We start from the raw sequence: 24,015 nt of genomic DNA on the forward strand, positions 1-24,015 counted from the left end.
AAGTCATCAAAAAATGCTACTGTATCAAGAATTACAGAATATTTGGAAATTTCAGGTAATACTGCTGTATACTGAGGATATTTCCAGTTGATAAGGATTTCTTAACTTTTTATTGTGATCAACTTAACTTAGGACTGTAGTATATTAAAGATCACTATTAATAGCTGTACTAATTCAAGTGTAGCATTATCAACTTTAAACACGGGTGTGAGGAAAAATGCAAAAATTCTGGACTTATCTAATTGCTAGTTCAACAGTTGTGAGTGGCATATTATGTATGAATGCTGCTGCAAAGGCAGAAGCATTACCAGTACCAGCAACTAATTCAGAACAACAAGTTAATAATAGCCAAGAAGAGACAGTATCTCAAGTTACTTCCGTATCTCAGTTATCCGATGTTCAACCTAATGATTGGGCATTTCAGGCTTTACAATCATTGGTAGAACGCTATGGATGTATTGCAGGTTATCCCAACGGGACTTTTCGGGGTAATCGGGCGTTGTCACGATACGAATTTGCGGCTGGTTTAAATGCCTGTTTAGATCGAGTCAATGAATTAATTGCTACTGCTACCAGTGATTTAGTATCAAAGCAAGATTTAGCAACAATCCAAAAGTTGCAAAAGGACTTTTCAGGAGAATTAGTCACCCTCCGGGGGCGTGTGGATACAGTAGAAGCCAAAACTGCTGAATTGGAAGCTAATCAGTTTTCTACCACCACTAAGCTACAAGGGCAAGTTGTAGCAGTTGTTAGTGATGTGTTGACAAACAAAACGGTTAATAATGCAGATATTACTGGTAAAAACACCACTTTAGGTTCAAGGGCGCGGATTGAATTGGTAAGTAGTTTTACGGGGAAAGACACACTGTTTACCAGAATCCAAGCTAATAACATCAGCAGTCCTAGCATTAACACTAATGAGGGTAACTTATTTTTTGCTGGTACTACTGGTAATACAACTGCTTTTATAGATGCCTTGTACTATGCTTTCCCCCTGGGCAAAAATACTCAAGTAAAACTAATTGCTAATGCTGGTGCAGCAGACGACGTTACCAATACAGTCAACTTGTTTGATGGTGATGGTGCGTTTGGGGCTGTGTCTACTTTTGGCACAAGAAACCCAATTTATGGACAACTGGGCGATAAAGGTATAGCAGTTAACCACCAGTTTGGCGATAAGTTAGCCCTCAGTTTAGGCTATTTAAGTAGTACGGCTAATGACCCTACCCCTGGAAACGGTCTATTTGATGGGAATTATGGTGCTTTAGCGCAGTTAACTGTCAAGCCAAGCGATCGCATTTCTCTTGGTTTAACTTATATCAATTCCTACAATCAACCACTACTCACTGGTAGTAATAACGCTACATCTGGTGTCGTCTCTTCTGGTGAGAATTTTTCTAGCAATTCCTACGGTGTCCAAGCATCTCTAGGTATTAGCAAGAAGTTTGTTCTTGGTGGTTGGGCTGGTTATACCAATAGTAAGGTTTTGACGACAAAGGGAGAAGTTGACACTTTTAACTATGCTGTTACCCTTGGTTTCCCTGATTTGGGGAAAAAAGGTAATTTGGCTGGTGTCATAGTTGGTATGGAACCAAAAGTCACAAGTTCTAACGTTGTTGGAGTTACGAAAGATCCAAATACCTCTTATCACATTGAGGGATTTTATCAATACAAACTCAGCGACAATATCACCCTTACTCCTGCTGTGATTTGGCTAACAGCCCCAGATCACAATGATAACAATGATAATGTAGTGATTGGTGCTTTAAGAACTACCTTCAGCTTCTAATCAAAGCAATCAAATAAATCTCACAAATCATAGTTCAGATATTGTTTCTGTTCCCTTTGGGGAAAGATGTCTGGACTGTGATTTTTGTGATGAGTGTGATTTTGAGAATGATAACAAAAAGACCAACCCCTCCCACAGGGCTGGTCTATAAAAAAACGTTGTTCGAGTTGTCTTCTCAGTAGAGTCAAAACCAAATTGCGCGTTCCCAAAATTCAACGGGCAACTTTTCTTAACAAGATTGTAACAGGCAGTACAATTTTTTCATGAAAATATCTCAAAAAATATCTGTCTTTCGATGAGTAAGTTTTCTGTTCAAGGAAAGATGAGGGAAAAGGAAACAGGGAACAGGGAACAGGAGGCAGGGGGCAGGGGGAATATTTCTTCCCAATAACAACTGTACGGGCGAAGCATTTGGAGAACTATTTTTGGCAATGATCGATAATTTATCTTCCAAATGCTTCGCCCCTACTAACAACTAACAACTGTACGGGCGAAGCATTTGGAGAACTATTTTTGGCAATGATCGATAATTTATGTTCCAAATGCTTCGCCCCTACTGACAACTGACCAATTGCGGTTTCCCCCAAATAATCGTTTCTTGTTTATAAACCACAAGTCCTGGTTTCGCGCCTTTGGGTTTGTAGACGTGCTTGAGTTGGGTGTAAACTACTGGTACTTGGTCACTTTGACGGGCGCGACTGAAATAACCTGCTAGATTGGCTGTAAATTGTAAATCAGCTTCTTCTGCCACTGTACCCGGTTCTAGACGCAGGAGAACATGACTCCCAGGAATTTCTTGGGCGTGAAACCACAAATCATAGTCTCCAGCGACACGGAATGTCAGTTGATCATTTTGAATATTATTGCGACCAATGAGGACTTCAAAGCCACTGGGACTGCGGTAACGATGAAAATTAGTGCCGGGGGTGTCGTTGCTGCTACGGCTGCGGTATTCCAAGTTTTCTAGATATTTTTGCCCAATGAGTTCATCACGGATTTCTTCTAAGGCTTGTAAATCTTCTGGATTTTGGTATTTGTCTATTTGGGAAATTGCCGCTTCTACTTGTTCGAGATAGTCAATTTCGGCTTGAACTGCAAATAGTAGGGGTTCAACAGCCGCACGGGCGCGTTTGAGTTTTTGGTGCTGTTTATAAAGCTTTTGGGCATTTTGGACGGCGTTTTTATCGGGCAAAAGAGCGATCGCAATTGGCTGTTCGGTTTCAAAATCTGGTAGAATAATTTCCTGCATTCCTGGTTGCCAATGGTGCAGGTTAGCCATTAATAAGTCAGCTTTTTGACGATATTCTTCAGCTTGATCTGATTGTTGCAGGCGATCGCTAAAAGTTTTCGCTTTGGTGCGTAATTTACCCAAAATATTCAATAATTTCTGACTTAACTGATGACGCAGTTGCCCAAATAACTGTTCATTCAGTTGATCAGAATAATAACGGTAAAGTAACTCTTGGATATTCTTTGTGGGTGCAACTCCACCCCAACCCATCACAGTATATCCGGTTTCTGTCCAAGCAGGTTGAAATTTACCTAAATCTAAAGCTTGTAACCATTCTTGCCAACGTTGAAATAAATTTTGCCAATCTTGGGGAGTAAGTTCGTCAGTATTCGTATCTGGGATGATATTTGCCGCTAACAGCATCGTGTCTAGCAAAGCCGAACTTAAACCACTATAACTTTTGAGTAATTGGCGTTTAATTCCCCCTGAGACCAAACTTACCCGTTCTTGCCAACGTTCTAGAGATTCGCTTAAATTAGGGACTTTTCCCGTCAGTTTCGGTGGTGTTTCGTAATTTTGTCCAGTTTGAATCGGACGAACACTAGATTGTTGCTGACTAACTTGATGGGCAGCAGTGATAATTTCATTACTAGCATCAGTTAAAATCACATTACTATATTTGCCCATCACTTCCGCATAGAGGTGATACAGGGCTGTTTCTTCAGGACGACGGGCAAATTGTAAATCAATTACCCGTTCCCAAGGGGAAATCGCTTCAATTCCTACTAAGGCCAACCCACCCAATTGGTGTTTTAACTGTTGACTAAAAGTAAAAGTATCTGGGGCGCGTGGTGGTGGTTCACTAATACAAATATGGGCGGCTTGGGGATGCCAGGAAATATCCAGCCAACCCCGTTGATTTAAGGTGCGTAAGGCAATGGCAATGGTAAAGCGATCGCGCTGATATACCTGTTCTATGCGTGCAGGCAACCAATTAGCGCGGATTTCGCTACAAGCGGCGGTTAAAGCGGTAAAGTCCAGGGGTTGCAAAACAATTACCCCTTTTTCCCGACAAAATTACTTTTTTCTTGATTATTTTCTTGGTTCATTAAATAAATATTTTTCAGCTTGCTAAGTCTATGTTCTCTGATTTCAGACAAAAATTTTGAATAATGAATCTTATCCCTGTTCCCTGTTTCCTGTTCCCTGTTCCCTGTTCCCTTTTTTTGTAAGATTCACTCAAATCTAGCTAATAATTCCTCACGAGACAATTGTAGAAGCAAAGGCGTGAATTCTTCTCTGGACATTGCAATTAGAGGGTTGATAATTGTTGCTAACTGTGAATCAACTGCACCAAAACGTACTTGCAATATACTTTCAATCATAGCGCGTCTTTCTCTTTCTATACCTTCTTGTCGTCCTTCTTGTCGTCCTTGTTTTTTTAGTTCTTCTAATTGTTGTTGATACATTTCCGATAATTTCATAATTAACTCCTGATCATCTTTATCAATATCTTGTTCTTGACGCTGACGAGCCGATAACACAGCAATTAGGTTATGTACTAATTGTATAATATCCGAAAGGAACGGACTATTATTGGCTAGTGCTTCTAATTCTTCTACTGCTTGTCTTTGGACTTTCCCTTTGCCTAAAACCCTCAAAAACAGTGTTTCGGGTGTACTCGGTAGTTGATGAATCGCAACAACTACGGTTTTAAATCCTTTTGGCAAGAAATAAATACCTTTTCCCCAGTTTGTTTCATCCAGAGTCCCATGAAAAATCTCTAGGATTTCTGGTGATACTGTAGGTGTAAAAATCCATAATTGAGCTAATTCTGCTTCATTTATTCGCGTATTATTACGTTTTGCTTGCCGTTCTAGGTCTGCATGAATGTCAAACAATTTACCTATACAACTGCGAGTTTCACTTTTGCTGACGGCATTACGGAATGGTTCAAATATGGCATAATTTGTCACCATTTTCCCCAGTATTCCTAGTGTTTCTAGACTTTGTGTTGGTTGGGGTGAAGGAATAAATAATACGTCTATTTGTCTGACTTCTGCGGTAATATCTTTGCTGGTTTCTACTTCTCCATAAGGCGTTAATAATTCCGTTAGATATTGTTTAGCAAATTGATCATGTATAAAGCGAGTCATTTACATTAATTTAAAGACAGAATTATTAATTTAACATTTTTTGGGTGATGGCGATAACTTAGTAAAACGCAGGGGTTTAGCATTGCGCTTTACCCCTACATATCTAGGTTGCTCGTAATCTTGTAAAAGTTCACATCTCAACCGTCAAGAGTATCATCCAAAATCCAAAATCTAAAATCTAAAATTCACTCATCCTTGCCAGGGTGAAGGGATAGGTGTAGTGGAAATCACCTTTTCTGCCATCAACCTCACGGCAGTTTTCCCACAACTTGGGCATTCTACCTCTAAATACTGTGAAGATGATACATCTACCTCACATAATATCCCTTGTTTGCAGTGCCAACATTCACAAATTACCCTGCATACTGGTTCGTTGCAGTCAAGGATCTTGACGTGCTGAAAATTTTGGGATTCGCTGTCTGGTTTCCTGGGCTTAGGGAATTTTTTGATTTCTTGAACTTCCATCATTTCACCGTCTAACTGCAACTATGTTTAGAGCTTACTTGATCTTTCCTATCTTACAACTATGTACGAATTGTCAGTTGTCAGTTGTTAGTAGGGGCGAAGCATTTGGAAGATAAATTATCGGTCATTGCCAAAAATAGTTCTCCAAATGCTTCGCCCGTACAGTTGTTAGCATTTGGAAGATAAATTATCGGTCATTGCCAAAAATAGTTCTCCAAATGCTTCGCCCGTACAGTTGTTAGCATTTGGAAGATAAATTATCGGTCATTGCCAAAAATAGTTCTCCAAATGCTTCGCCCGTACAGTTGTTAGCATTTGGAAGATAAATTATCGGTCATTGCCAAAAATAGTTCTCCAAATGCTTCGCCCGTACAGTTGTTAGCATTTGGAAGATAAATTATCGGTCATTGCCAAAAATAGTTCTCCAAATGCTTCGCCCGTACAGTTGTCAGTTGTTAGTTGTCATTGGGAAGAAATATTCTCCCTGCCCCCTGCCTTTTCTGGAGTTCCCTATTTAATTGCTAATGCGGGTTCTTTAACAGATTGTTGCAACAGTTGGGTATATAGTTCATCTAACTGACTCGCTACACCATGCCAGCTAAATTTATTAATAACACGCTGTTTAGCAGCTTTTCCTAGTTCTTGCTGCCATACAGGATTGCCAAGAATCCGATCAATAGCGTGGTTAAAAGCTGGGACATTTTGCGGTGGTACTAATAAACCAGTTTCTTCATTGACAACGGTAAATTGTAATCCACCGACATCACTAGCGACTACAGGTGTACCGCAGGCCATGGACTCGATAGCTACCAATCCAAAGGGTTCATAGTGGCTAGGAACAACACAAATATCCGCAGCGGCGTAATAAGCTGGCAATATCTCCCGACTCAAACAACCGGGAAAAGAGGTACATTCATTCATCCCTAATTCGTTGACAATGCCGGTAAGGCGATCGCGTTCTTTTTCATCACTATTTCCCGGTGTGCAACCACCACCAATAATCAACTGCAATTGTTTGGATTCATAAAACTTAGATTCTCGCATTGCCCTGATCAAGGTTTCTATGCCTTTTCGGGGGTCAAATCTACCTACATATAACACCACTTTAGCTTCTGGATCAATTTCTAAAGTAGCCCTGGCAGCTTGTCTTTCCACTGAACCAAACTGCTGAATATCTGTCCCACAGGGAATAATATCAATTTTGCCTTTTTGGGAAACAAGCGATCGCATATGTTCCAGTTCTTGGGGACTGGTAGCCACAATTCTTTCCGCTGTTTCCAATACTTGTTTTTCGACTATTAAACGTTGACTAGCCACCAAAGGAATATTTTCTATGGTCTTATATTTAATCACCCCTAAAGAATGGTAGGTATGAACCTGTTTAGTTCCTTGTCTTTTCTTTAGTTCCATCCCTACCCAGCTAGATAACCAATAATTAGTATGCACTAAATCATAATTAATCCCAGCTTCTTTTTGGAATTCTATTAACTGAAAGACGAAATCTGGCAAATATTGAAAACCCTGATCTCTTGGCACAAATTCCACCGGACCTGCGGTTAACCGAATAGTCCGACAATTAGGGTGATGTTGCACTATCCTTTCTTGATCAGCACTGACTCTCCGACTAAACATATCTACTTGCCATCCTATCTGTGCCAGGGTTTCACCCACTTGGCGGACATAAACATTTTGTCCTCCTGCCTCTTCTCTGCCTATTTCAATTGCTGGATCGCCATGAACTGAAATTAAAGCAATGTGTTTTTTAGTGGTAGCTTTCATAGATTTTTTTGTTTCTGATTTCAACAAGGTAGGAGTGAATTTTTAACTTGCGCTTATTAAACTTAAATCTGTGTTTTTCTGGGGAACTTTGCATAATTAATATTTATTATATTTTAACTATTACCAAAATATTGGTTAATTTTCCCCACTTTCTATATTTATGTTTAATACCTTCGATAGATATTTTTCTCTATCTTTTTATAGCGAAAAACGAATATTATCTATCATGATATATGAGTTAATTCATGATAAAACCTATCTGAAGTAGCAAAGCCACATCCTAAGTTAGATATTTACAATTCATTATTTACAAGGTTCAAGCAATCAAAATTATTTCCATGAAAGTAAATACATCAAAATTAAATTGCCGAAAATATCACCTTAATTACCATCATTTTCAAAAGCACTGATTTAATCAAGATAATTGTATTAGCTTATACTATTCCTACATTGTCAGAATTTTTGTTAATTTAGATACAGTTTTCCTAAAAAATCACAAATTTTGTGTAATTGCACCGTCAAACCTCAAAAATTGCCAAAACAAACAGTGCAGATAACCTGATGTGGCTACCTGCACTGCTTGTTGATTGGATTTGAAAGAAATTTCTAACCGCTGAAACTGATATCGAAGCAGCTTCAAGAATCACTCTCAAAGCACATTGATTGAATAGACAATCTAGTTGGTAGTTTGTGCTTCCAACATCTGTCTGAGCTTTTCTAAATCCGCTGCCCAACGGGGATCTGGACGAAAAGCTTCGTTATCAACGTTACCAACAGTCTCACGCGCACCACCACCACCACCACGGCGAGGTTTTTTAGTTCTCTCCCGACGGTTGCCTTCTTTGTTGCTGCTAGGAGCGGGGGAACTACTACCTTGGATGACTGGTTTAGGGATCTGTTGTTGTGGTTGTTCGTCCCCTTCCTCACCTTTAGTCCGTGGTAAAGCTTTTTCTAGCTTAATGGGTGTATCTTTGAACATTTGACCATTATATTTTTCAATAATTTGATCGGCTTGTTCGTCATTGTTCACCGTTAAAAACCCAAAACCACGGCATTTGCCTGTTTTACGGTCTTTAATTAGTTTAGTGGTGACAGCATCGCCTTCTTCTGCAAATACAGCTTGCAAATCTTGACGATCAATTTCTTCTTTGGGCAAATTTCCTATATATAGGCGAATGGACATGGAACATACCTCCAAATTGGGATTAAACAGGGCAAGACAAAAACAATCAATTGGCTTTGGTTTTTGAATAGATACTATGGACTAAAAACTGCCACAAACCAATTTCTGTAATCCGATAGTGTAGCGTGGCGTAAGTCATGCTATCAACTTATAGAATACAGTTTTTTATTGGGATCAAGCTTATTTGCCACGAAAGCACTTATGCACTCGTGGGCTAATATCACTTTAATTTTCGGAATTGTTAATTTAATAGCCAACTATCCACCACAGTAAATTCATTCTTCTTAATTCTTGCCCGCAGAACAAAATACCATTGTTTAACATTATCATGGTATTTCCTACGTAGCTAGTTCCGCAGAAACTTTTCCGCCAATAGCCAATAGTATGAGCTTATCGTAACATAAAACACATTTTTAAAGCAAGAGGCAAAACAGGCAGGGAGCAGGGGGAATATTTCTTCCCACTGACAACTGTACGGGCGAAGCATTTGGAGAACTATTTTTGGCAATGACCGATAATTTATCTTCCAAATGCTAACAACTGTACGGGCGAAGCATTTGGAGAACTATTTTTGGCAATGACTGATAATTTATCTTCCAAATGCTTCGCCCCTACTGACAACTGACTAATATCTAAGAACCTGTGAGCATAATATAAGCACCCCAGGCTTGGGCAACAACTGCGATGACAGTGGAGCAGATAGGATGAGGGCTATTAATTTTTTTGCCACCTTTAGTTTCTAAAGTTTGGATATCAATCCAAGGAGTTGCCCCCCTTCGTAACCAACCTGTAACAGTGATTTGTCTGCCAATCAAGTCTTGAGGATTGAATGACTTTCCTAACCAGGGAATATGATGTAATTTAATTAAACCTTGGCTAGATTGCAGGATTAGGTCTTGTGCTAAACAATTGCCAATACCAGGGCGGCCTAATAGCTTACCAGTAAACCGAACTCTAATGCTATCAATTGGTAAAATAGCGGGATTTGCTAAGAGGTTGGTAAAGTTTTCATCTTTTTGAACATTGACAGGTGTAATATCGGGAAATAAAGCATTTATCCGCATAACTGTGCCAATGCTAAAGCCAATCAACATACAACCGCCGACAAAAGACCAATTATCATAGATCCACTTGAGGTTTAACAAGTGTAAGGTGTATGCTGTTTGCCAAATTAACCAAGTTAGACAGGCAAATACAACACCGAGGGGGATTCCCAACCAAGGGGCAATTTGTAAATAGAAGGATTGGGGCTTGATGAGAATGGGTTGTGATGGCTTTGTTTGATATAATTCGGTGTCTAAATGCCAATGACGGGCTATTTGACAAAGGCGTTCGATGCGATCGCCTATTGTTGGATGACAACTATTAATTGTAAACCATTGCCGATAGGGATGAAAATTTTCCCACTTTAAAAATGATTCAAAAGGTAGATGACCGGCGGTGCTACCTAAAATTATGCTGTGTTGATATGCAACTGGCGAGAGGAGATTCAGGCTTTCTAACTGCCAACAGGTTTGTTCTTTGAGGCTGATATCATGGGCTACACCAATGGATATTTTCAGTAAAGCGCGAATTAGTCCATTAGGATTACCGGTGATTTCTGCGGCCAGGCGATCGCTATGGTAAAGCCGCAATTGGCAATTAAGTAAGGCTGTACCCGTGAACAGACACCAAATTGCATAGTTGATGGCTGCTAAAACTGTACCTGGCCAACGCCAAATTTTACTGTCATGTTGATTTCCCCAAACTGACACTTGCTGATATATTCCATAAAATGGCATGGCCACGAGTAAAACTAGGGACATGACCGCAAAATCCCAACGCCCAATTTGTCCTAAAGATAAAGCATAGATGGCAGCTATTTCGTCATCTGCCAGTTGTTCTAATAAACCTTGACTAACAGTTATTCTCGCTGTGCGGGGGAGGTTGCCATAACTGATAATCATCGGGGCGGAAATTGGTAAGATTCTCAGTTGAGGGGTTGACCAGTGCCGCTGTTGGCAAGCGCGTTGTAATACTCTGGGTGTTTCCCGGCTGTAGGAGTTTAATTTCTCTTTGGTTAACTCTTCTTGACCGGAAAATCTTGTTAGTACCCAGTCGAGCAACCAAGGAGACGATGCCATGAAGATGATCAACAATCCCAACATCAAGGAACTAGGATCGCTATATAAAATCTGGATGGGTTCTAAGTAGGGCAGTTGATAGAGAATTTGATTGATTAAACCCAATACTAATTTAAGCACTTCTCGACAAGTCCAGAACAATGCCATGAATGTTCCCAGAGCAAGTAGTCGAGAGGGAATGATGTTAGGCTTGCCTAGGGGTTGCCACACTTTAGCGCGTCTAGCATTGCGCCAATAAACGCTAACGGGTTTGATAGTGTTGTTACCATCAGTACCAATATAAGCTGTTTGTAGCTGTGGTTGGGCAGGATTTAAACTAGAAACAAGTCCAGTATTGGTTTTATGGGATTTTTTCTTCTGGTTTTTGCGTTTATGCAGGTGTTCAAGAGCAAGTGTTGCCCACTCTTGAACTTGGGGATTACTATTAGCAATCAGATTTTGACACAGAGCGATCGCCTTAGAGACTTCACCCGTGCGGGCATAGGACATCACTAACCCAACTTGCGCCTGTAAACAAATCCTTTCTTGACTTTGATCTTTGGCTAGTGGTTGAAGGTTAGCGATCGCTGTGTAGTAATTCCCCTGCTTGAGAGCAGCTAAACCAGCCTCTAAACATGATTCAGCGTGGGAAGGCATACAAACTTTGGTACTCCAATCTGTTCTAGGTGACAAATAGCACGCTTATTGAGATACCCTGATCATTGGTCATTGGTCATTGGTCATTGGTCATTGGTCATTGGTCATTGGTCATTGGTCATTGGTCATTGGTCATTGGTAATTCTTGCCTTTTGCCTTTTGCCTTTCGCCTTTTGCCTTTTGCCTTTTGCCTTTTGCCTTTTGCCTAACTTTCTGCTGATTGTTGATGGGAAAAGACGGGAGCGATGGCACTTAATTTCAACTCCGGATGATCACCCTCCAACTGTTGACAATTCCATTCATTGCGGAATAACAATACTGGTCGTCCCATGCTATCTTTAACAGTAGTGGTATTGAATAAACGTCCCACCTGCTTTAAAGCTTCCCAACCACCTTCAACCCAACGGGCGACACTATAAGGTAATAAATCGAGAATAGTTTCCACACCATACTCATTTTCTAAGCGGAACTGGACTACTTCAAACTGCAATTGACCAACCGCTGCTAAAATTGGCTCCCGCTTGGCTTCATCGGTGGAGTACATAATTTGGACAGCACCTTCTTCTCGCAATTCGGAAACGCCTTTTTGAAACTGCTTAAATTTCGATGGGTTGGGGTTTCTCAACGTGGCAAAAAGTTCAGGTGAGAAATAAGGAATTCCCTCATATTCTAATTTTTGTCCTGTGTAAATTGTATCACCAATTGCGAAAACACCTGGATTATTTAAACCAATCACGTCCCCTGGATAAGCGACATCAATAGATTCTCTTTCCTGGGCAAATAGTTTTTGCGGACGTGATAGACGGACAACTTTGCCAGTTCGAGCGTGATTTACTGTCATATCTTTTTCAAACTTGCCTGTGCAAACCCGGACGAAAGCCACCCTATCTCGATGTTTCGGGTCCATGTTGGCTTGCAGTTTGAAAATAAATCCGGTAAATTCTGGATAGGTAGGAGGAATATCGCCGACAGTGCTGCTATGTGTACCTGGTTTGAGGGCAAAGTCAAGGAAGTTCTTGAGGAATAATTCCACCCCAAAGTTAGTCATGGCACTACCAAAAAATACTGGGGTCATTTTGCCGGCGTGTACTAAGTCTAAATCTAGTTCTGGACAAACTCCTTCTAAGAGTTCTAACTCGTCTTTAAGTTGGTGGTATAGTTCTTTTTCTAGTAATTCTTCAAGTCGCTGATCGCCTATATTGAGGATAGTTTCCTTTGCTTCTTTACTACCATGAGAACTGCGCTCAAATAAATGAATTTGCTGCTGTTGGCGGTCAAATACGCCTTTAAAGCGATCGCCCATCCCAATAGGCCAATTCACTGCATAAGTCTGTAATCCCAATTCTTTCTCAATTTCATCTAACAAATCTATGGGTTCTCTGCCCGGACGGTCGAGTTTATTCACAAAGGTAAAAATTGGGATACCCCGCATTTTACACACTTCAAACAGTTTCCGCGTTTGGGGTTCTAGGCATACCGGAAGCTACGCTACAGGAGATTTGCCCTCTTGGGCGATTGGTGCAAACCTGTCGTCTAACGGCGAGTCTGTGAATGTAGAATCCCCGTGTCTTTAGACCGGGGAGTGTCAAAACAGTATAGTGGAAATCTGTGCGCCCATATATATAAGGGTTGAATTTTTCCGAAAGTATTAATCTCTAAATTCACCGAACATAGGCAAAAACCTTGTGAATATCAACTGCTCCATGATAGAAATGTTGATAAATAACCATTTCATGCAACAGTGGTCTAAAATAGAGTTTCACAGACAATGTCTTGAGATTTTTAACAAATCTACAACTGCAAATTTTGTGTAACCAAAAAAACAAATTTATTCTAGCTATTGCAATTCCATGAAAGCAGAAGTGATTGAATTAATAACAACGGTTTTCCATGTTTTACAAGTTAATCTGCGGTGGATGACTTGGAATTTATTTTTGGCTTTTATTCCTTTAGCTTTGAGTGTTTGGCTATTTCGCCGTCAGCGCAGTGGTTCATGGGTTTGGTGGCTAGGATTTTTGAGTTTCTATGCTTTTTTACCAAATGCGCCTTATTTATTAACTGATGTCATTCATTTGATAGATGATATCCGGCGAGTTCAGTCAATATGGATGATTACATTAGTGTTGATACCTGTGTATTTTGTTGTCATTTTTGGCGGATTTGAAGCTTATGTTATATCTTTAATAAATTTGGGTTACTATTTACATCGAACGGGTAAAAGTCAATGGATTTTTCCTGTTGAGTTAATCACTCATGCTCTTTCTGCTGTGGGTATTTATTGGGGACGATTTTTGAGATTTAACAGTTGGGATTTTATTACTCAACCAGATGCCATAATCACAAAAGGTGTAGAGGAAATTCTTGGTAAACAACCCTTGATAATTATTACTCTCACTTTTATAATCCTTTGGGGTTTGTATTGGTTTATGAAACGAATTACTTTGGGTTTTCTGAATAAGGGTGTTAATTCACAAATAAATGATCATCATATTCACAATATTAACTAATGACATTAAATTAAAATCAAATATCCCCGACTTCTTTGAAAAGTCGGGGATATATTTTTTGAATATTTAAGATTAATCGTATAATTTAGGATTTAGAATAGGAAAGCAAATATAAACAGCTATAAAAAGTGAAATTGGTTAAACAGCGATTAGATACATTATTAGTAGATTTGGGATTATGTCCCTCCCGTCAGCAAGCACAACGGCTAATTCAAGCTGGAGAAGTGACTGTAAATCAACAAATGGTTGATAAAGTCGGGACTGAAGTTGATATTACCGCAGAAATTCAAGTTAAAGAACGTCCTCCTTTTGTTTCTCGTGGTGGTGAAAAACTGGCTAAGGCTTTAAAATTTTTTGAGATTTCTGTAACTGACAGGATTTGTTTAGACGGGGGAATTTCTACTGGTGGCTTTACTGATTGTTTATTACAAGCCGGTGCAAAACAAGTTTATGGTGTAGATGTTGGTTATGGACAAGTTGATTGGAAAATCAGAAATGATCAACGAGTAATTTTAAAAGAACGGACGAATTTACGTCAACTACAACCAGAGGAATTGTATGCTGAAAATGCCATATTTCCTAATTTGATAGTTGTGGATGTTTCGTTTATTTCTTTAACCAAAATTTTGCCGGCGGTATGGCAATTAACACAAGCTCCCAGAGAGGCTGTATTGCTGGTAAAACCACAATTTGAGGTTGGCAAGTCTCGCATCGGCAAAAAAGGCGTTGTCCGCGATTCTGATGACCAAGGAGATGCAATTTTTAATGTGATGAAAGGGGCATTAGAGTTAGGATGGAAATATCAGGGTTTAACTTATTCACCAATAACAGGACCTGCGGGAAATATTGAATATCTTTTATGGTTGGGAATGGACAGCGAAATCATACCCCCAACTTTAGCAGCAATTCAAGAAATTACTAAACAAGTCATGCAGGAGTTTGGGAAAAAATGATGAGTAATCAAGGTTTTAGTTGGTGTTTTGGGTTGGTACTTACTTCGCCTCTAATCTTGTCATCATCGTCACCTTCTCCGCAAAGTTCTAGAGCTAACAAGGCTTTTAACTTTACCCCAATAAATCCAAGAAATACTTCATTTAGAATCAGGAGATAGATTAATTTTAACTCTGGAAGATAATGGAAAACTCCAATTAGTAAGCCTCAAACAACAAGTTAAAAAATTAAGAGGTTTATTAAAAGATAAATCACCTGATAGAAACTTGGTAGATGAACTTATCCAGGAACGCAGACAGGAGTATTTAAGTGAATAAATCACAGCTTACCAATCAGTTTGTCATACTCTGTGTGTGTTCCAATCCAAAACCAAGAAATGCCGTTTTCGACTTCAACACCCAAAGCACGATAATTTAAACCTGCTCAAACTGACCAATATTTGTTACCTAGCTTTTTAAAATGTAACGATGGATGAGATTTATCAGCCTTGAGCAACTCATAGCATTGATCAGCCGTTTGCTGTACACTTTCAGGGAGGGCATTATAATATTTCCAGAATCATTGTGTTGTATAGTGCATCAGATTTCGCGGCTATGTCCTGCTTGAAACTCAGCGATTCCTACGGAGCGCTTCGCTATCGCTTCTGCTGCTAATGCTTCCAACTTACCATCTGCAATATCACGTTCTATCTGCTCATCCCAAAGTTCATAATCTAGGTTTAAAAACCATTGTCTCAGTTTCTCAAAATCATGAGATGGAAGTGAGAGAATTGCAGTTTCAATTTGTTCAAGCTGTGACATAAATAGTTTTTACCTCTTTATTCTTGAGAAAATTATAGCTTTATTTTGTCCTAGAGTTTAATCCTTGATCTCAGTGTATTTATTTTACTATACTATTAATAATTCTATTTGCACATTTATGACAACTACTAAATTTCCTGAGTATCATTGTATGATTATCCTACCCCCCAATTCCCAAAGAGCGATACATTTGCTAAAATTGCAATCATCATAACACCAATTAATCACTATGTACTCCACTAATCCACACCAAGAACTCTTACAAGCGATCGCTAACCTTAGTGATCAACAAATCCCACTTGTCTTGCAATTTATCTCATCCCTAGAAACACCTGTTAACAATTATCCAACTTCAGCTAAAACAGTTTTAGAACGAATGGGTGGTTATCCCAAATTTTTACTAGAAGGATCAGGAGATTTGTCAGATAGAGATGTACGCAAAAAAGCGATCACTGACAGAATTCAAGCAAGACATCAAACAAGAACTCATGAATAATTATCCCCTGATTTTAATTGATACTGGAATTCTTGTTGCCTTCTATGACCGTAAAGACAAGTATCACCAACAAGTTATTAACTTTTTTAGCACCTGTACCAGTCAACTCATCACAACAATTGCCTGTGTTACAGAAGTGATGTGGTTACTTGCTCCAAATACAAAAGTGCAAAACGAATTTTTATCTGCCTTATCAATAAGAGTTTTCTTATGCGAACATTTACTGCCATCAGACTATCAAAGAATCCAAGAACTTAACACAATTTATCAAGATTTACCCGCAGATTTTACCGATTTATCGCTTATTGCCATTTCCGAAAGATTAAACATTTCTGCTATTGCCACTCTAGATAAAGACTTTAATATTTATCGCCGCTATCGCAAGCAACCATTTAATCGCATATTTTTACCTTAATTAGACGAGCAAAATTAAACTTGTATTGCTTTGAGATAAAGGGCGATAGGGCGATCGCTGACTTGTCAATTCATTTTTTGATTTGTGATAACGGAGTGCGCCACTTCCAATTATTTTACCTCTACTATACCGAAATTATCTCAACCAAAATCTGATTCATAATTTGCTGTTTCAACGAATCCGCCGCAACTGAAGCAATCATTTCCCAATCGTTTTCTGTCAACATTACCCCAAGCAGTTCCCGCAATACCTGATGATTAGAAATAAACTCCTCACCAAAAAGTTCATCCCTCTGCAACACAGCTTGAATATATTCTTTAACAGTAGATGTAGGTAGCCTGAATCTTTCCAGCAACTTCTCTCTGGCGGTAGCAGATGCTATAGAAGTCGCAGTTCCTAAATTCCAATCTTTAAGCAACAAACGCACTTCTCGATTCAAAGAAATCCGCAAAGTTTTTAAACGATAAAACAATTCAGGATTAAGTAATAATTGATCAAAACTAGAACCCCAATCTAAACCAGCACCAATATTACCTCCTACTTCTTCCTCAGCTTGAATGCTTTTTCTCAACCATTCTTTGTTAAGTAATAAATCCATCGGGTTTGCTAATTCTTGGTTAGAGGTGAACGGAATATAATTAGATTCTTGCTGACTCATTACTTACCCTCACTGCTTTTGTTATAAGAACGCCATACACCGTACTCAAAATAAACCAGATCATCGTAATCTTCATCTTGCCCTAAATCTAGCATTCCTTGATTATCATAGAATTTTTCCGTTCCTGGTAAAGAATGCAAGCCTACCCTACCTTCATAACCTAGCTCGAAACTGCGGGTTCGGGCAAATACCAAAAATACACTCCCAACACCTTTGTATCGTGGTGGGCGTTGGACATCCTGGCGATTCCAAGGTGCTGTAGCAATTCCATCAAGATATACTGAGCGTTTACCCTCTGTGATGCGTGATCCGTGCATCTGAGTTTCCATCAGCATCAATCCTTGGGTTTCACCTTCGCACTCAATGGCATAACCTTCACGGTTTGAACTGCTGGCAATAAATCTCAGTTTAAACTCCCAGTCCCAAAATTTATCAGCTTGTACGTATAAATTTAGTCGGCTTTTCCACAGCGATAGATAATCATCAACGTGCTTTTGTGCCAGTTCCACTAAATACGCATTTACAAGAGTGCTATCCTCACCACGAATTAGCTGAACTTGCAGTTGCACTCGTTACTCCTTGTTGGTGAAAATGACTGTGGTAACAAACTAAAATAGTATCATTAATATAGGACTCCGGTTTGATTCCTGATAGGATAGCGTGGCGTTAGCCATATTTTCCTGCGTAGGAAGGCAAGAGGATTTGAGAATATGAAGGTGTACCGAGTTTTGTATGGCTACGCCACGCAAGCTATCAAAAATTAAATAGGAGTCCTATCTTTAAATAAGAGAAGTTCATCTTATTTCTTTAAAATGAGAATTGCTGCTGATCTAAATCAAAGATCGTAAATCAAACACTCCAAAGCATCTGGATACATTTCACAGTATTCTTCTAAGGCTGTTTTGCGGTGTTTTGCTTGTTTTTGATGGGCTTTTTCTGCTTGCAATTCTTCGACAATATCCCAAGCTACTGCACAATTAGCGGAATTATTACCATTTTCTGTACAGGTTGTCCGCGCTTCTGTAATGGCTTCAAGAATTGCTGCTTCAATGGGTTTTTTACCATTGATAACTTCGTTTAGGGAGACCATGATCATGTTACCTTTTTTGAGGGAGATAAAGGTTAATTAGGAATTTTAAGGATTGCTAATGAAGAGAATTACTCATAGTTGGTAAACTCTTTTTCAGAGTAACAATTCAAATAATTATTTTTAGTTAATTTATATACTTTTTGATTCTATGATGATATAATCATGACTTAATTATTCACTAATGGAGTTTTAGCAATGCTAAATTATTAAATAATCCAAATATTTTAGTTATAATTTAAACAGAGTATCTGTAACTTATAATTATGCGTGAATTAGCACTTCAATCTCAATCTTTACGTGAAGCCTGGGAACAAGGGTTACAAGAAGGTTTAACTCAAGTTGCACTCAATATGCTACAAGAAGGTATTGATTTATCTCTAGTAGCTAAACTAACTAATCTACCACTTGAAAAGATTCAAAATTTGCAAGTTAGTAATGTAGATGATTTGGAAATTTTAGTAAAAGATTTTCTTGAGTTAAGTGAATCATCACTCAATAAAGTTTGGCTTGAACCAGAAGAAGACGAAGCTTGGAAGGATTTATAGAATTTATGCTTATGGAAAAATTTGCTAAAGGTGACGTTATCGGGAGCATCCCAATTATGCAGTAAGTATAAATGCTTAGAGACTTCAGAAAGAATAAAAGGCAAAATAGCCAAAAAGTGATGAAGAGAAAAAAAATGACCCCTGAAGAAACGCAGAAACTGAATGAACATATCAAAGGCATTTCAGAAATTCTCATCAATAATACAGCTATTGAAAATCTAAAAGACTTTGAAAGCATAGAATTGATTGTGCGAGAGCATATGCTAAACAACGTCAGTCCAGTGGTAGCCAGTTTTTTTTTGAAACAGCAACGGGAACAACTGTGGGAAGAACCAGGGTTGTAAATAGTATTATCGGAAAGGTAAAAATCACCTCTAAACAAGCCGGAGAACTGGGATTAGAGAAAAATAATCGGTTAAGTCCATATCTGGAGAAGTGCTGTTTAAGATTAGTAGCTAATGAATCTTTTGAACACGCTGAAGAAGATATAAAGATGACCACAGGGATGGAAGTCTCAGGGAGTAGTCAACATAGGTTGGTACAAAGATATGAATTTTCTGCTCCACAAGGAAAAGGAATCATAGAGGCATTGAGTGTAGACGGAGGAAATGTCAGGTTGAGAACACCGTTAGGGCAAGAAAGTATCTGGCAAAATTACAAAGCAGTCAGCTTGCATGGACAGATATGTGCTGCATTTTTTCGAGAAAATGACCAGTTATTATCTTGGACAAATTCCCAACCGTTAGGCAAGGTCATTACCTGCGTAGGGGATGGTCATGATGGGATCTGGAATTTGATAACGCAGATAGGGGATAGTTTTCAGCGAAGAGAAGTCCTTGATTGGTATCATTTGGTCGAAAATTTAAATAAAGTCGGGGGGTCAAACAAGCGCATCAGAAGAGTCGAAAGTTATTTATGGGATGGGGACATAGAAATGGCCTTAGCGGAGTTTAAAGGGTCTCAAAACAAGGCCGTGGTGAATTTCCAGAATTATGTCCAAAAGCATCGCCAGAGAATACCAGACTACGGTTTGTATCAAGATTTAGGAATTTGCATTGGTTCAGGGAGTGTGGAGTCGAAGATTAAGCAGATTGGAGCCAGGATAAAAATAACAGGAGCGCAATGGAAGGCAGAAAATGTTTCCCAGATTTTGAACTTGCGTTGTGCTTATCTCAATCAGGCTATTGCTTGAGTATTTATACTTATTACATTATTGGGATGCTCCCACGTTATCTCTGTACCTTTTCCATTTTCTGACGCATCTGCTACTAAAAGAAGACCTGCCTTGATTATAGCAGAATCAGATAGTAATAATATTATTCTCTGTCCTATTACCAGTAAACCAGGTAGAGAATATGAAATTAAGTTAGAAGACCAGGATTTTATGTTTGGTAAACTTAATTTAAGTCCCTGTTATATTCGTCCTAACATCATTGCAACAGTTGACAAAAGTAATGTTATTAGGAATATCGGAAAATTAAGGGATGAAAAAATAAATCAAGTTATTGCTACCATTATTGAAATTTTACAAAAGCCTTGTGAACCCTCACATAAACCTCCAGCAATAAAAGCATGGGAAAGAGGTAAAAATCCCAAATCATAAAGTTTGTGATGGTTACTTAGAGGTTGTTTGAAAAGTATCAGATGAAACCCATAATCTCCAAAAACCTAACCCCCCTGCCCCCCTTCCCTACCAGGGAATGGGGTTTTCAAAGCCTCTCCCCGCGTCGGGTAGAGGTTTGGAGAGGGGTCAATTTATACATTCAAAACTTTTCAAACACCCTCTTAGATTCAATCTCTCAAAACTCACCAAAAGTACCGCCTAATTCTTGCTGTAAGCGATACAAAATAGTATTTTTATCAACTTGTGACAAAATTTCCTGAATGACGGTGTTAGCGCCCAATTGTCCCCAAGTACAGCCTTTTTCTAGATATAACTGGGCGGCTTTACCGACTGTATAAGCACCATAACCGGCAATTCCACCTTGGGCGAACTGACAAGTCAGCGCTTGCGCTATCGCACTCCCGAAAAAAGTAGTAATATTAAAGGGATTATCACCACTGCCTATAGCTGCGGCACTTTTACCTAAGCCTAATATAAAACTGCTGCCAATTTCACTTAATAATAAACCACCAGAACTAAATAAAATTGTTTTTAATAATTCACTAGCTTCATAGCCAGTCATGGGTAAACCATACAATTTAGCTAATGCCCGAATTAAAGCTAAATCGGTAATTAAACCACCTATTATATCTAAGAAAGCAATAGGATTTAAGCCAATGGCTAGGGCTTTATATTGGCTAAACCTCCAAATTATATCTTCTGCTTCTTTTTCGCGGATATGAACGGTTTTTTGAGCGATATTTTCTTCGGATTCTCTAGCTTGAATAAGTGCATTTAAAGCTAAAAGAGATCGTCCTTCTCGATTTAATATATTTAAGATTGTTTGCTTTAATTCATCTACTTGCGGTGGTGGTGTTTCCCATTCAGAAGTGATGCTTCCATCTGCATATTCTACTCTCACTTCCATTGGTGCAGGTTCAGCCGCTATCATCACAATTTCATCAGGTAATAATGGCTGATTTTGGATATTTCCTGCCCCTAATTGTTGCAGATTTTTATAAATTGCATTTTTATCTGTATCGGGATATAAATCAATTTTATTAAATACCAAAATTAAAGGTTTTTGGGCTTGACGTAATTCTAATAATCCTTGATATTCAGTTCTCGTAATATCCCCAGAAACCACAAACAAGATTAAATCAGCTTGACGCGCTACATCTCTTGCCATTTGCGCCCGTGAATCGCCTTCAATTTCATCTAAACCGGGAGTATCAATTAATTCGACTAATACCTTATCTCCTGGTTTCCAAGGTACAGAACGCGGCCATTGAGTGACACCATTTAGGGGTCCGGTTTGCAGAATTTTTTCTCCCAATAAAGAATTTAATACTGCTGATTTTCCCCGACTGACTAAACCAAAAGCCGCAATTCTGATGACATTTGCATCTAATTTATTGAGTGTGGCATTTAAGGTTTCTATTTCTGGTTTTAGCAAACTTGCTAATTCTGGATTTGCTGCCATTTGTCCCGATTTACGGAGATATCCATACCAAGATAATGCTTGTCTAAGACTAGCACGGGCGCGGTTTAAATGAGTTTCTTGTAGGTTACGATTCATAGGATTCTGGATTTTGAATTTCCAGATACCCGACTTCTTTAAGAAGTCGGGTATCTAATTAAGCTGCTGTTAATGACTTGCCGATAATTTGCGGTTCGGGTATTGGTTGTCCGTCTTCTAAATAAGATGAAATCAGCATTTCTAAAACTTCTTGGGCATTTTTCAAAGCCTCTTCATAAGTATCTCCATGAGTATGACAAAATTCTCCCCATTCAGGAAGACTTACCACAAAGCATTTATCTTCTTCTGACCATTGAATAATGATTGTGTAATGATTATTCATTTTGTGCTTCCTCTTGAGCTTTTTTTATTTCTTCTATTCTTTTGATGGCGTTACTAACATCTTTCTCTTGGTATTCTTTCGCATCTTTTCCGTCTTTACCTGATATAGTAACTCGTCCAGATAATAAAGGATGATACCAGTTAGTGTGACTACCTTTTCCAGTCCGACAAGTAAAACCTGATTGCAGTAATAAATTTTTCAGTTCTCTAATTTTTTTGGGCATATCTAATATAATATCATTGTCCTAAATATGCTTCTAAAACTTTGGTATTATTTTGGATTTCTGTAGGGCTACCAACGGCTAGATTTTGTCCTTCAGCTAATACCCAAACTCGATCACATAAGGACATAATTACGTCCATGTTATGTTCAATAATCAAAAATGTCATGCCGTCGTGACGATTCCACGCTAAAATGCGATCGCATATGTCATCAATTAATCTGGGATTTACGCCAGCAGCAGGTTCATCTAGCAATATTAACTTAGGATTAGTCATCAATGCCCGACCGATTTCTAAAAGTTTCCGCTGTCCCCCAGATAAACCACCGGCATAATCAGCGGCTTTTTTTTCTAAGCCTACAGATTCTAACAAAAACATTGCTCGTTCTTTTAATTGCTTTTCTTCCTTAGCAATAATGTGGGGTTGAAATTGCACTTGCCAAAAATTCTCACCAGTTTGTTTTTGCGCTCCCAAAAGCATATTTTCTAATACTGATAACTTCGACAAAACCCGGGCAACTTGAAAGGTTCTCACTAATCCCTGTTGGGCAATTTGGTATGGTTGTAATTGATGAATGGGTTCACCATCAAAAATCACTCTACCCTTATCGGGACGAATAAAATTAGAGAGTAAATTAAATAAAGTAGTTTTCCCAGCCCCATTTGGACCAATTAACCCAGTAATGCTACCTTTGATAACTTCGATATTCGCTTCCTGAACTGCTTTAATTCCGCCAAAATTTTTACAAAGTCCAGTTGCAGCTAAAAGAGGTAGTTGGGGTGATGCGATATTATTTACCATTATAATTTTCTTCTCAACTTCATTTTTAGGTTTTTTGTTGGTTTTTAATGATTGTTATGAAATAAAAATTGTCGGAGTTCATCAAATTTCATCCCTGTAAAACCTCAGCCACAGTTAACTTTACATCACTAAATAGAGGCGAACAAATTATATCATCTTCCCTATAAACCTGCTCCTCATAAAAACCCTCCACCCATTCTAAAACCGTCACTTTTTGCCCAATTGGATCAACAATCCAATACTCAGTAATTCCCCGCGCCGCATACTCAGAACGCTTATAACGATAATCACGATTTTCCTGATTTGGACTCACTACCTCAACCACCAACAAAGGCAGCGGCATATCCATTAAAATCAGCGAGCGTGTAGCCCCCTGCATCACTTGAGCTAATTCTTCAGAAAACACCGTCAAATCAGGAACACGCACCCCCACCTGCCGACTATTCACAGCAATTTCTGTTTTCATACTCAAGCGGTAATAGGGAATACCCAATTGCAGAAAATAGGCAACTAAAAACATTGCTATGCGCCGATTTAGCTCACTTTCTAAAGGCATAGGAATTAATTCTCCGTTCTCAAATTCATATAAATTATCTGTCCCATCGTCATAATTAAGAAATTCCTCAAAAGTCATCTTGTTAGCAGTTGCAACTATCATGGCTATTCCTCCCATAAACGGCTTGTATCAACTATTTTAACATCAC

24 protein-coding genes and 2 pseudogenes are annotated in these 24,015 nt (G+C 38.8%); 8 read left to right on the forward strand and 18 right to left on the reverse strand.

Going from position 1 to position 24,015, the window contains the following annotated elements:
* The first annotated feature begins 217 nt into the window (after positions 1–217).
* Positions 218–1,789 (forward strand): iron uptake porin, encoded by a 1,572-nt coding sequence (locus BMF77_RS13180; RefSeq protein WP_148763375.1) that lies wholly within the window; start codon positions 218–220, stop codon positions 1,787–1,789.
* A 274-nt stretch (positions 1,790–2,063) separates the two neighbouring features.
* Here the strand turns inward: BMF77_RS13180 and BMF77_RS26720 are convergent, their stop codons facing one another.
* The 8 genes and pseudogenes from BMF77_RS26720 to prfC form a co-directional block, all read right to left on the reverse strand.
* Positions 2,064–2,264, reverse strand: coding sequence for a hypothetical protein (locus BMF77_RS26720; RefSeq protein ID WP_168204354.1), 201 nt, complete (start codon positions 2,262–2,264; stop codon positions 2,064–2,066).
* Between the two features lie 78 nt (positions 2,265–2,342).
* On the reverse strand, positions 2,343–4,070 hold the full coding sequence (locus tag BMF77_RS13185) for an NFACT family protein (protein WP_148763377.1): 1,728 nt from the start codon (positions 4,068–4,070) through the stop codon (positions 2,343–2,345).
* A gap of 185 nt (positions 4,071–4,255) precedes the next feature.
* On the reverse strand, positions 4,256–5,176 hold the full coding sequence (locus BMF77_RS13190; protein WP_148763378.1) for a hypothetical protein: 921 nt from the start codon (positions 5,174–5,176) through the stop codon (positions 4,256–4,258).
* 189 nt (positions 5,177–5,365) lie between these two features.
* Positions 5,366–5,641 (reverse strand): hypothetical protein, encoded by a 276-nt coding sequence (locus BMF77_RS27930; protein ID WP_096671296.1) that lies wholly within the window; start codon positions 5,639–5,641, stop codon positions 5,366–5,368.
* A 510-nt stretch (positions 5,642–6,151) separates the two neighbouring features.
* Positions 6,152–7,420: a glycosyltransferase family 1 protein gene (locus BMF77_RS13200; protein WP_148763379.1), complete on the reverse strand. Its 1,269-nt coding sequence runs from the start codon at positions 7,418–7,420 to the stop codon at positions 6,152–6,154.
* A gap of 676 nt (positions 7,421–8,096) precedes the next feature.
* Entirely contained in the window at positions 8,097–8,603 is a 507-nt protein-coding gene (locus BMF77_RS13205; protein ID WP_148763380.1) for an RNA-binding protein, read from the reverse strand.
* A gap of 632 nt (positions 8,604–9,235) precedes the next feature.
* Positions 9,236–11,362, reverse strand: a complete 2,127-nt coding sequence (locus BMF77_RS13215) for a zinc metalloprotease HtpX (RefSeq protein WP_148766965.1) — start codon at positions 11,360–11,362, stop codon at positions 9,236–9,238.
* 205 nt (positions 11,363–11,567) lie between these two features.
* Positions 11,568–12,833 (reverse strand): annotated as a pseudogene (prfC, locus tag BMF77_RS13220) (peptide chain release factor 3); the annotation flags it as partial.
* 379 nt (positions 12,834–13,212) lie between these two features.
* On the opposite strand from prfC, the gene BMF77_RS13230 reads away from it, so the two are divergent.
* Positions 13,213–13,869: a DUF1361 domain-containing protein gene (locus BMF77_RS13230; protein WP_148763381.1), complete on the forward strand. Its 657-nt coding sequence runs from the start codon at positions 13,213–13,215 to the stop codon at positions 13,867–13,869.
* Between the two features lie 134 nt (positions 13,870–14,003).
* On the forward strand, positions 14,004–14,822 hold the full coding sequence (locus BMF77_RS13235) for a TlyA family RNA methyltransferase (protein ID WP_148766967.1): 819 nt from the start codon (positions 14,004–14,006) through the stop codon (positions 14,820–14,822).
* Positions 14,823–15,138: 316 nt separating this feature from the next.
* Here BMF77_RS13235 and BMF77_RS27935 read toward each other — a convergent pair.
* Both BMF77_RS27935 and BMF77_RS13250 read right to left on the reverse strand, forming a co-directional pair.
* Positions 15,139–15,399 (reverse strand): annotated as a pseudogene (locus BMF77_RS27935) (hypothetical protein).
* Positions 15,399–15,620 (reverse strand): hypothetical protein, encoded by a 222-nt coding sequence (locus BMF77_RS13250; protein WP_148763383.1) that lies wholly within the window; start codon positions 15,618–15,620, stop codon positions 15,399–15,401. The pseudogene BMF77_RS27935 and the gene BMF77_RS13250 overlap by 1 nt, the downstream one beginning before the upstream one ends.
* A 229-nt stretch (positions 15,621–15,849) precedes the next feature.
* Between BMF77_RS13250 and BMF77_RS13255 the strand changes: the two genes are divergently transcribed.
* Together BMF77_RS13255 and BMF77_RS13260 are read left to right on the forward strand one after the other, a co-directional pair.
* Positions 15,850–16,116, forward strand: a complete 267-nt coding sequence (locus BMF77_RS13255) for a hypothetical protein (protein WP_246862914.1) — start codon at positions 15,850–15,852, stop codon at positions 16,114–16,116.
* Positions 16,109–16,531, forward strand: coding sequence for a type II toxin-antitoxin system VapC family toxin (locus BMF77_RS13260; RefSeq protein ID WP_148763387.1), 423 nt, complete (start codon positions 16,109–16,111; stop codon positions 16,529–16,531). Before BMF77_RS13255 ends, BMF77_RS13260 begins: the two co-directional genes overlap by 8 nt.
* 124 nt (positions 16,532–16,655) lie before the next feature.
* Here the strand turns inward: BMF77_RS13260 and BMF77_RS13265 are convergent, their stop codons facing one another.
* The 3 genes from BMF77_RS13265 to BMF77_RS13275 form a co-directional block, all read right to left on the reverse strand.
* Positions 16,656–17,189, reverse strand: a complete 534-nt coding sequence (locus tag BMF77_RS13265) for a hypothetical protein (protein ID WP_148763389.1) — start codon at positions 17,187–17,189, stop codon at positions 16,656–16,658.
* Positions 17,189–17,758, reverse strand: coding sequence for a GNAT family N-acetyltransferase (locus BMF77_RS13270; protein WP_148763391.1), 570 nt, complete (start codon positions 17,756–17,758; stop codon positions 17,189–17,191). The genes BMF77_RS13265 and BMF77_RS13270 overlap by 1 nt, the downstream gene beginning before the upstream one ends.
* 266 nt (positions 17,759–18,024) lie before the next feature.
* Complete coding sequence (locus BMF77_RS13275) at positions 18,025–18,285, reverse strand: Calvin cycle protein CP12 (protein WP_148763393.1); 261 nt, start codon at positions 18,283–18,285, stop codon at positions 18,025–18,027.
* Positions 18,286–18,542: 257 nt separating this feature from the next.
* Between BMF77_RS13275 and BMF77_RS13280 the strand changes: the two genes are divergently transcribed.
* From BMF77_RS13280 to BMF77_RS13290, 3 genes are all read left to right on the forward strand, one after another.
* Positions 18,543–18,824: a hypothetical protein gene (locus BMF77_RS13280; RefSeq protein ID WP_027402973.1), complete on the forward strand. Its 282-nt coding sequence runs from the start codon at positions 18,543–18,545 to the stop codon at positions 18,822–18,824.
* Between the two features lie 134 nt (positions 18,825–18,958).
* A protein-coding gene (locus tag BMF77_RS13285; RefSeq protein ID WP_148761479.1) for an ISKra4 family transposase occupies positions 18,959–20,016 on the forward strand; the annotation gives its coding sequence in 2 pieces (ribosomal slippage) (positions 18,959–19,112 and positions 19,112–20,016; 1,059 coding nt in all).
* Between the two features lie 93 nt (positions 20,017–20,109).
* A complete protein-coding gene (locus tag BMF77_RS13290) occupies positions 20,110–20,427 on the forward strand; it encodes a type II toxin-antitoxin system PemK/MazF family toxin (protein ID WP_246862915.1) in 318 nt (105 codons plus the stop codon).
* 196 nt (positions 20,428–20,623) lie between these two features.
* Here BMF77_RS13290 and BMF77_RS13295 read toward each other — a convergent pair whose 3' ends face one another.
* The 5 genes from BMF77_RS13295 to BMF77_RS13315 all read right to left on the reverse strand — a co-directional run bounded on the left by BMF77_RS13295 (position 20,624) and on the right by BMF77_RS13315 (position 23,969).
* Positions 20,624–22,006 carry a GTP-binding protein gene (locus tag BMF77_RS13295; protein WP_148763397.1) on the reverse strand — a complete coding sequence of 461 codons (1,383 nt, stop codon included), beginning with the start codon at positions 22,004–22,006 and terminating at the stop codon, positions 20,624–20,626.
* A gap of 58 nt (positions 22,007–22,064) precedes the next feature.
* Positions 22,065–22,289, reverse strand: a complete 225-nt coding sequence (locus BMF77_RS13300; RefSeq protein WP_148763399.1) for a type II toxin-antitoxin system HicB family antitoxin — start codon at positions 22,287–22,289, stop codon at positions 22,065–22,067.
* The gene (locus BMF77_RS13305) at positions 22,282–22,512 is read right to left on the reverse strand and encodes a type II toxin-antitoxin system HicA family toxin (protein ID WP_148763401.1); all 231 of its coding nucleotides are present in this window, start codon (positions 22,510–22,512) and stop codon (positions 22,282–22,284) included. The genes BMF77_RS13300 and BMF77_RS13305 overlap by 8 nt, the downstream gene beginning before the upstream one ends.
* Positions 22,513–22,525: 13 nt before the next feature.
* The gene (locus tag BMF77_RS13310; RefSeq protein ID WP_148763403.1) at positions 22,526–23,311 is read right to left on the reverse strand and encodes an ABC transporter ATP-binding protein; all 786 of its coding nucleotides are present in this window, start codon (positions 23,309–23,311) and stop codon (positions 22,526–22,528) included.
* Positions 23,312–23,399: 88 nt separating this feature from the next.
* Complete coding sequence (locus BMF77_RS13315; RefSeq protein WP_148763405.1) at positions 23,400–23,969, reverse strand: Uma2 family endonuclease; 570 nt, start codon at positions 23,967–23,969, stop codon at positions 23,400–23,402.
* Positions 23,970–24,015 lie beyond the last annotated feature (46 nt).

The organism is Dolichospermum sp. UHCC 0315A, assembly GCF_008121535.1.
Classification (GTDB): Bacteria; Cyanobacteriota; Cyanobacteriia; order Cyanobacteriales; family Nostocaceae; genus Dolichospermum; species Dolichospermum lemmermannii.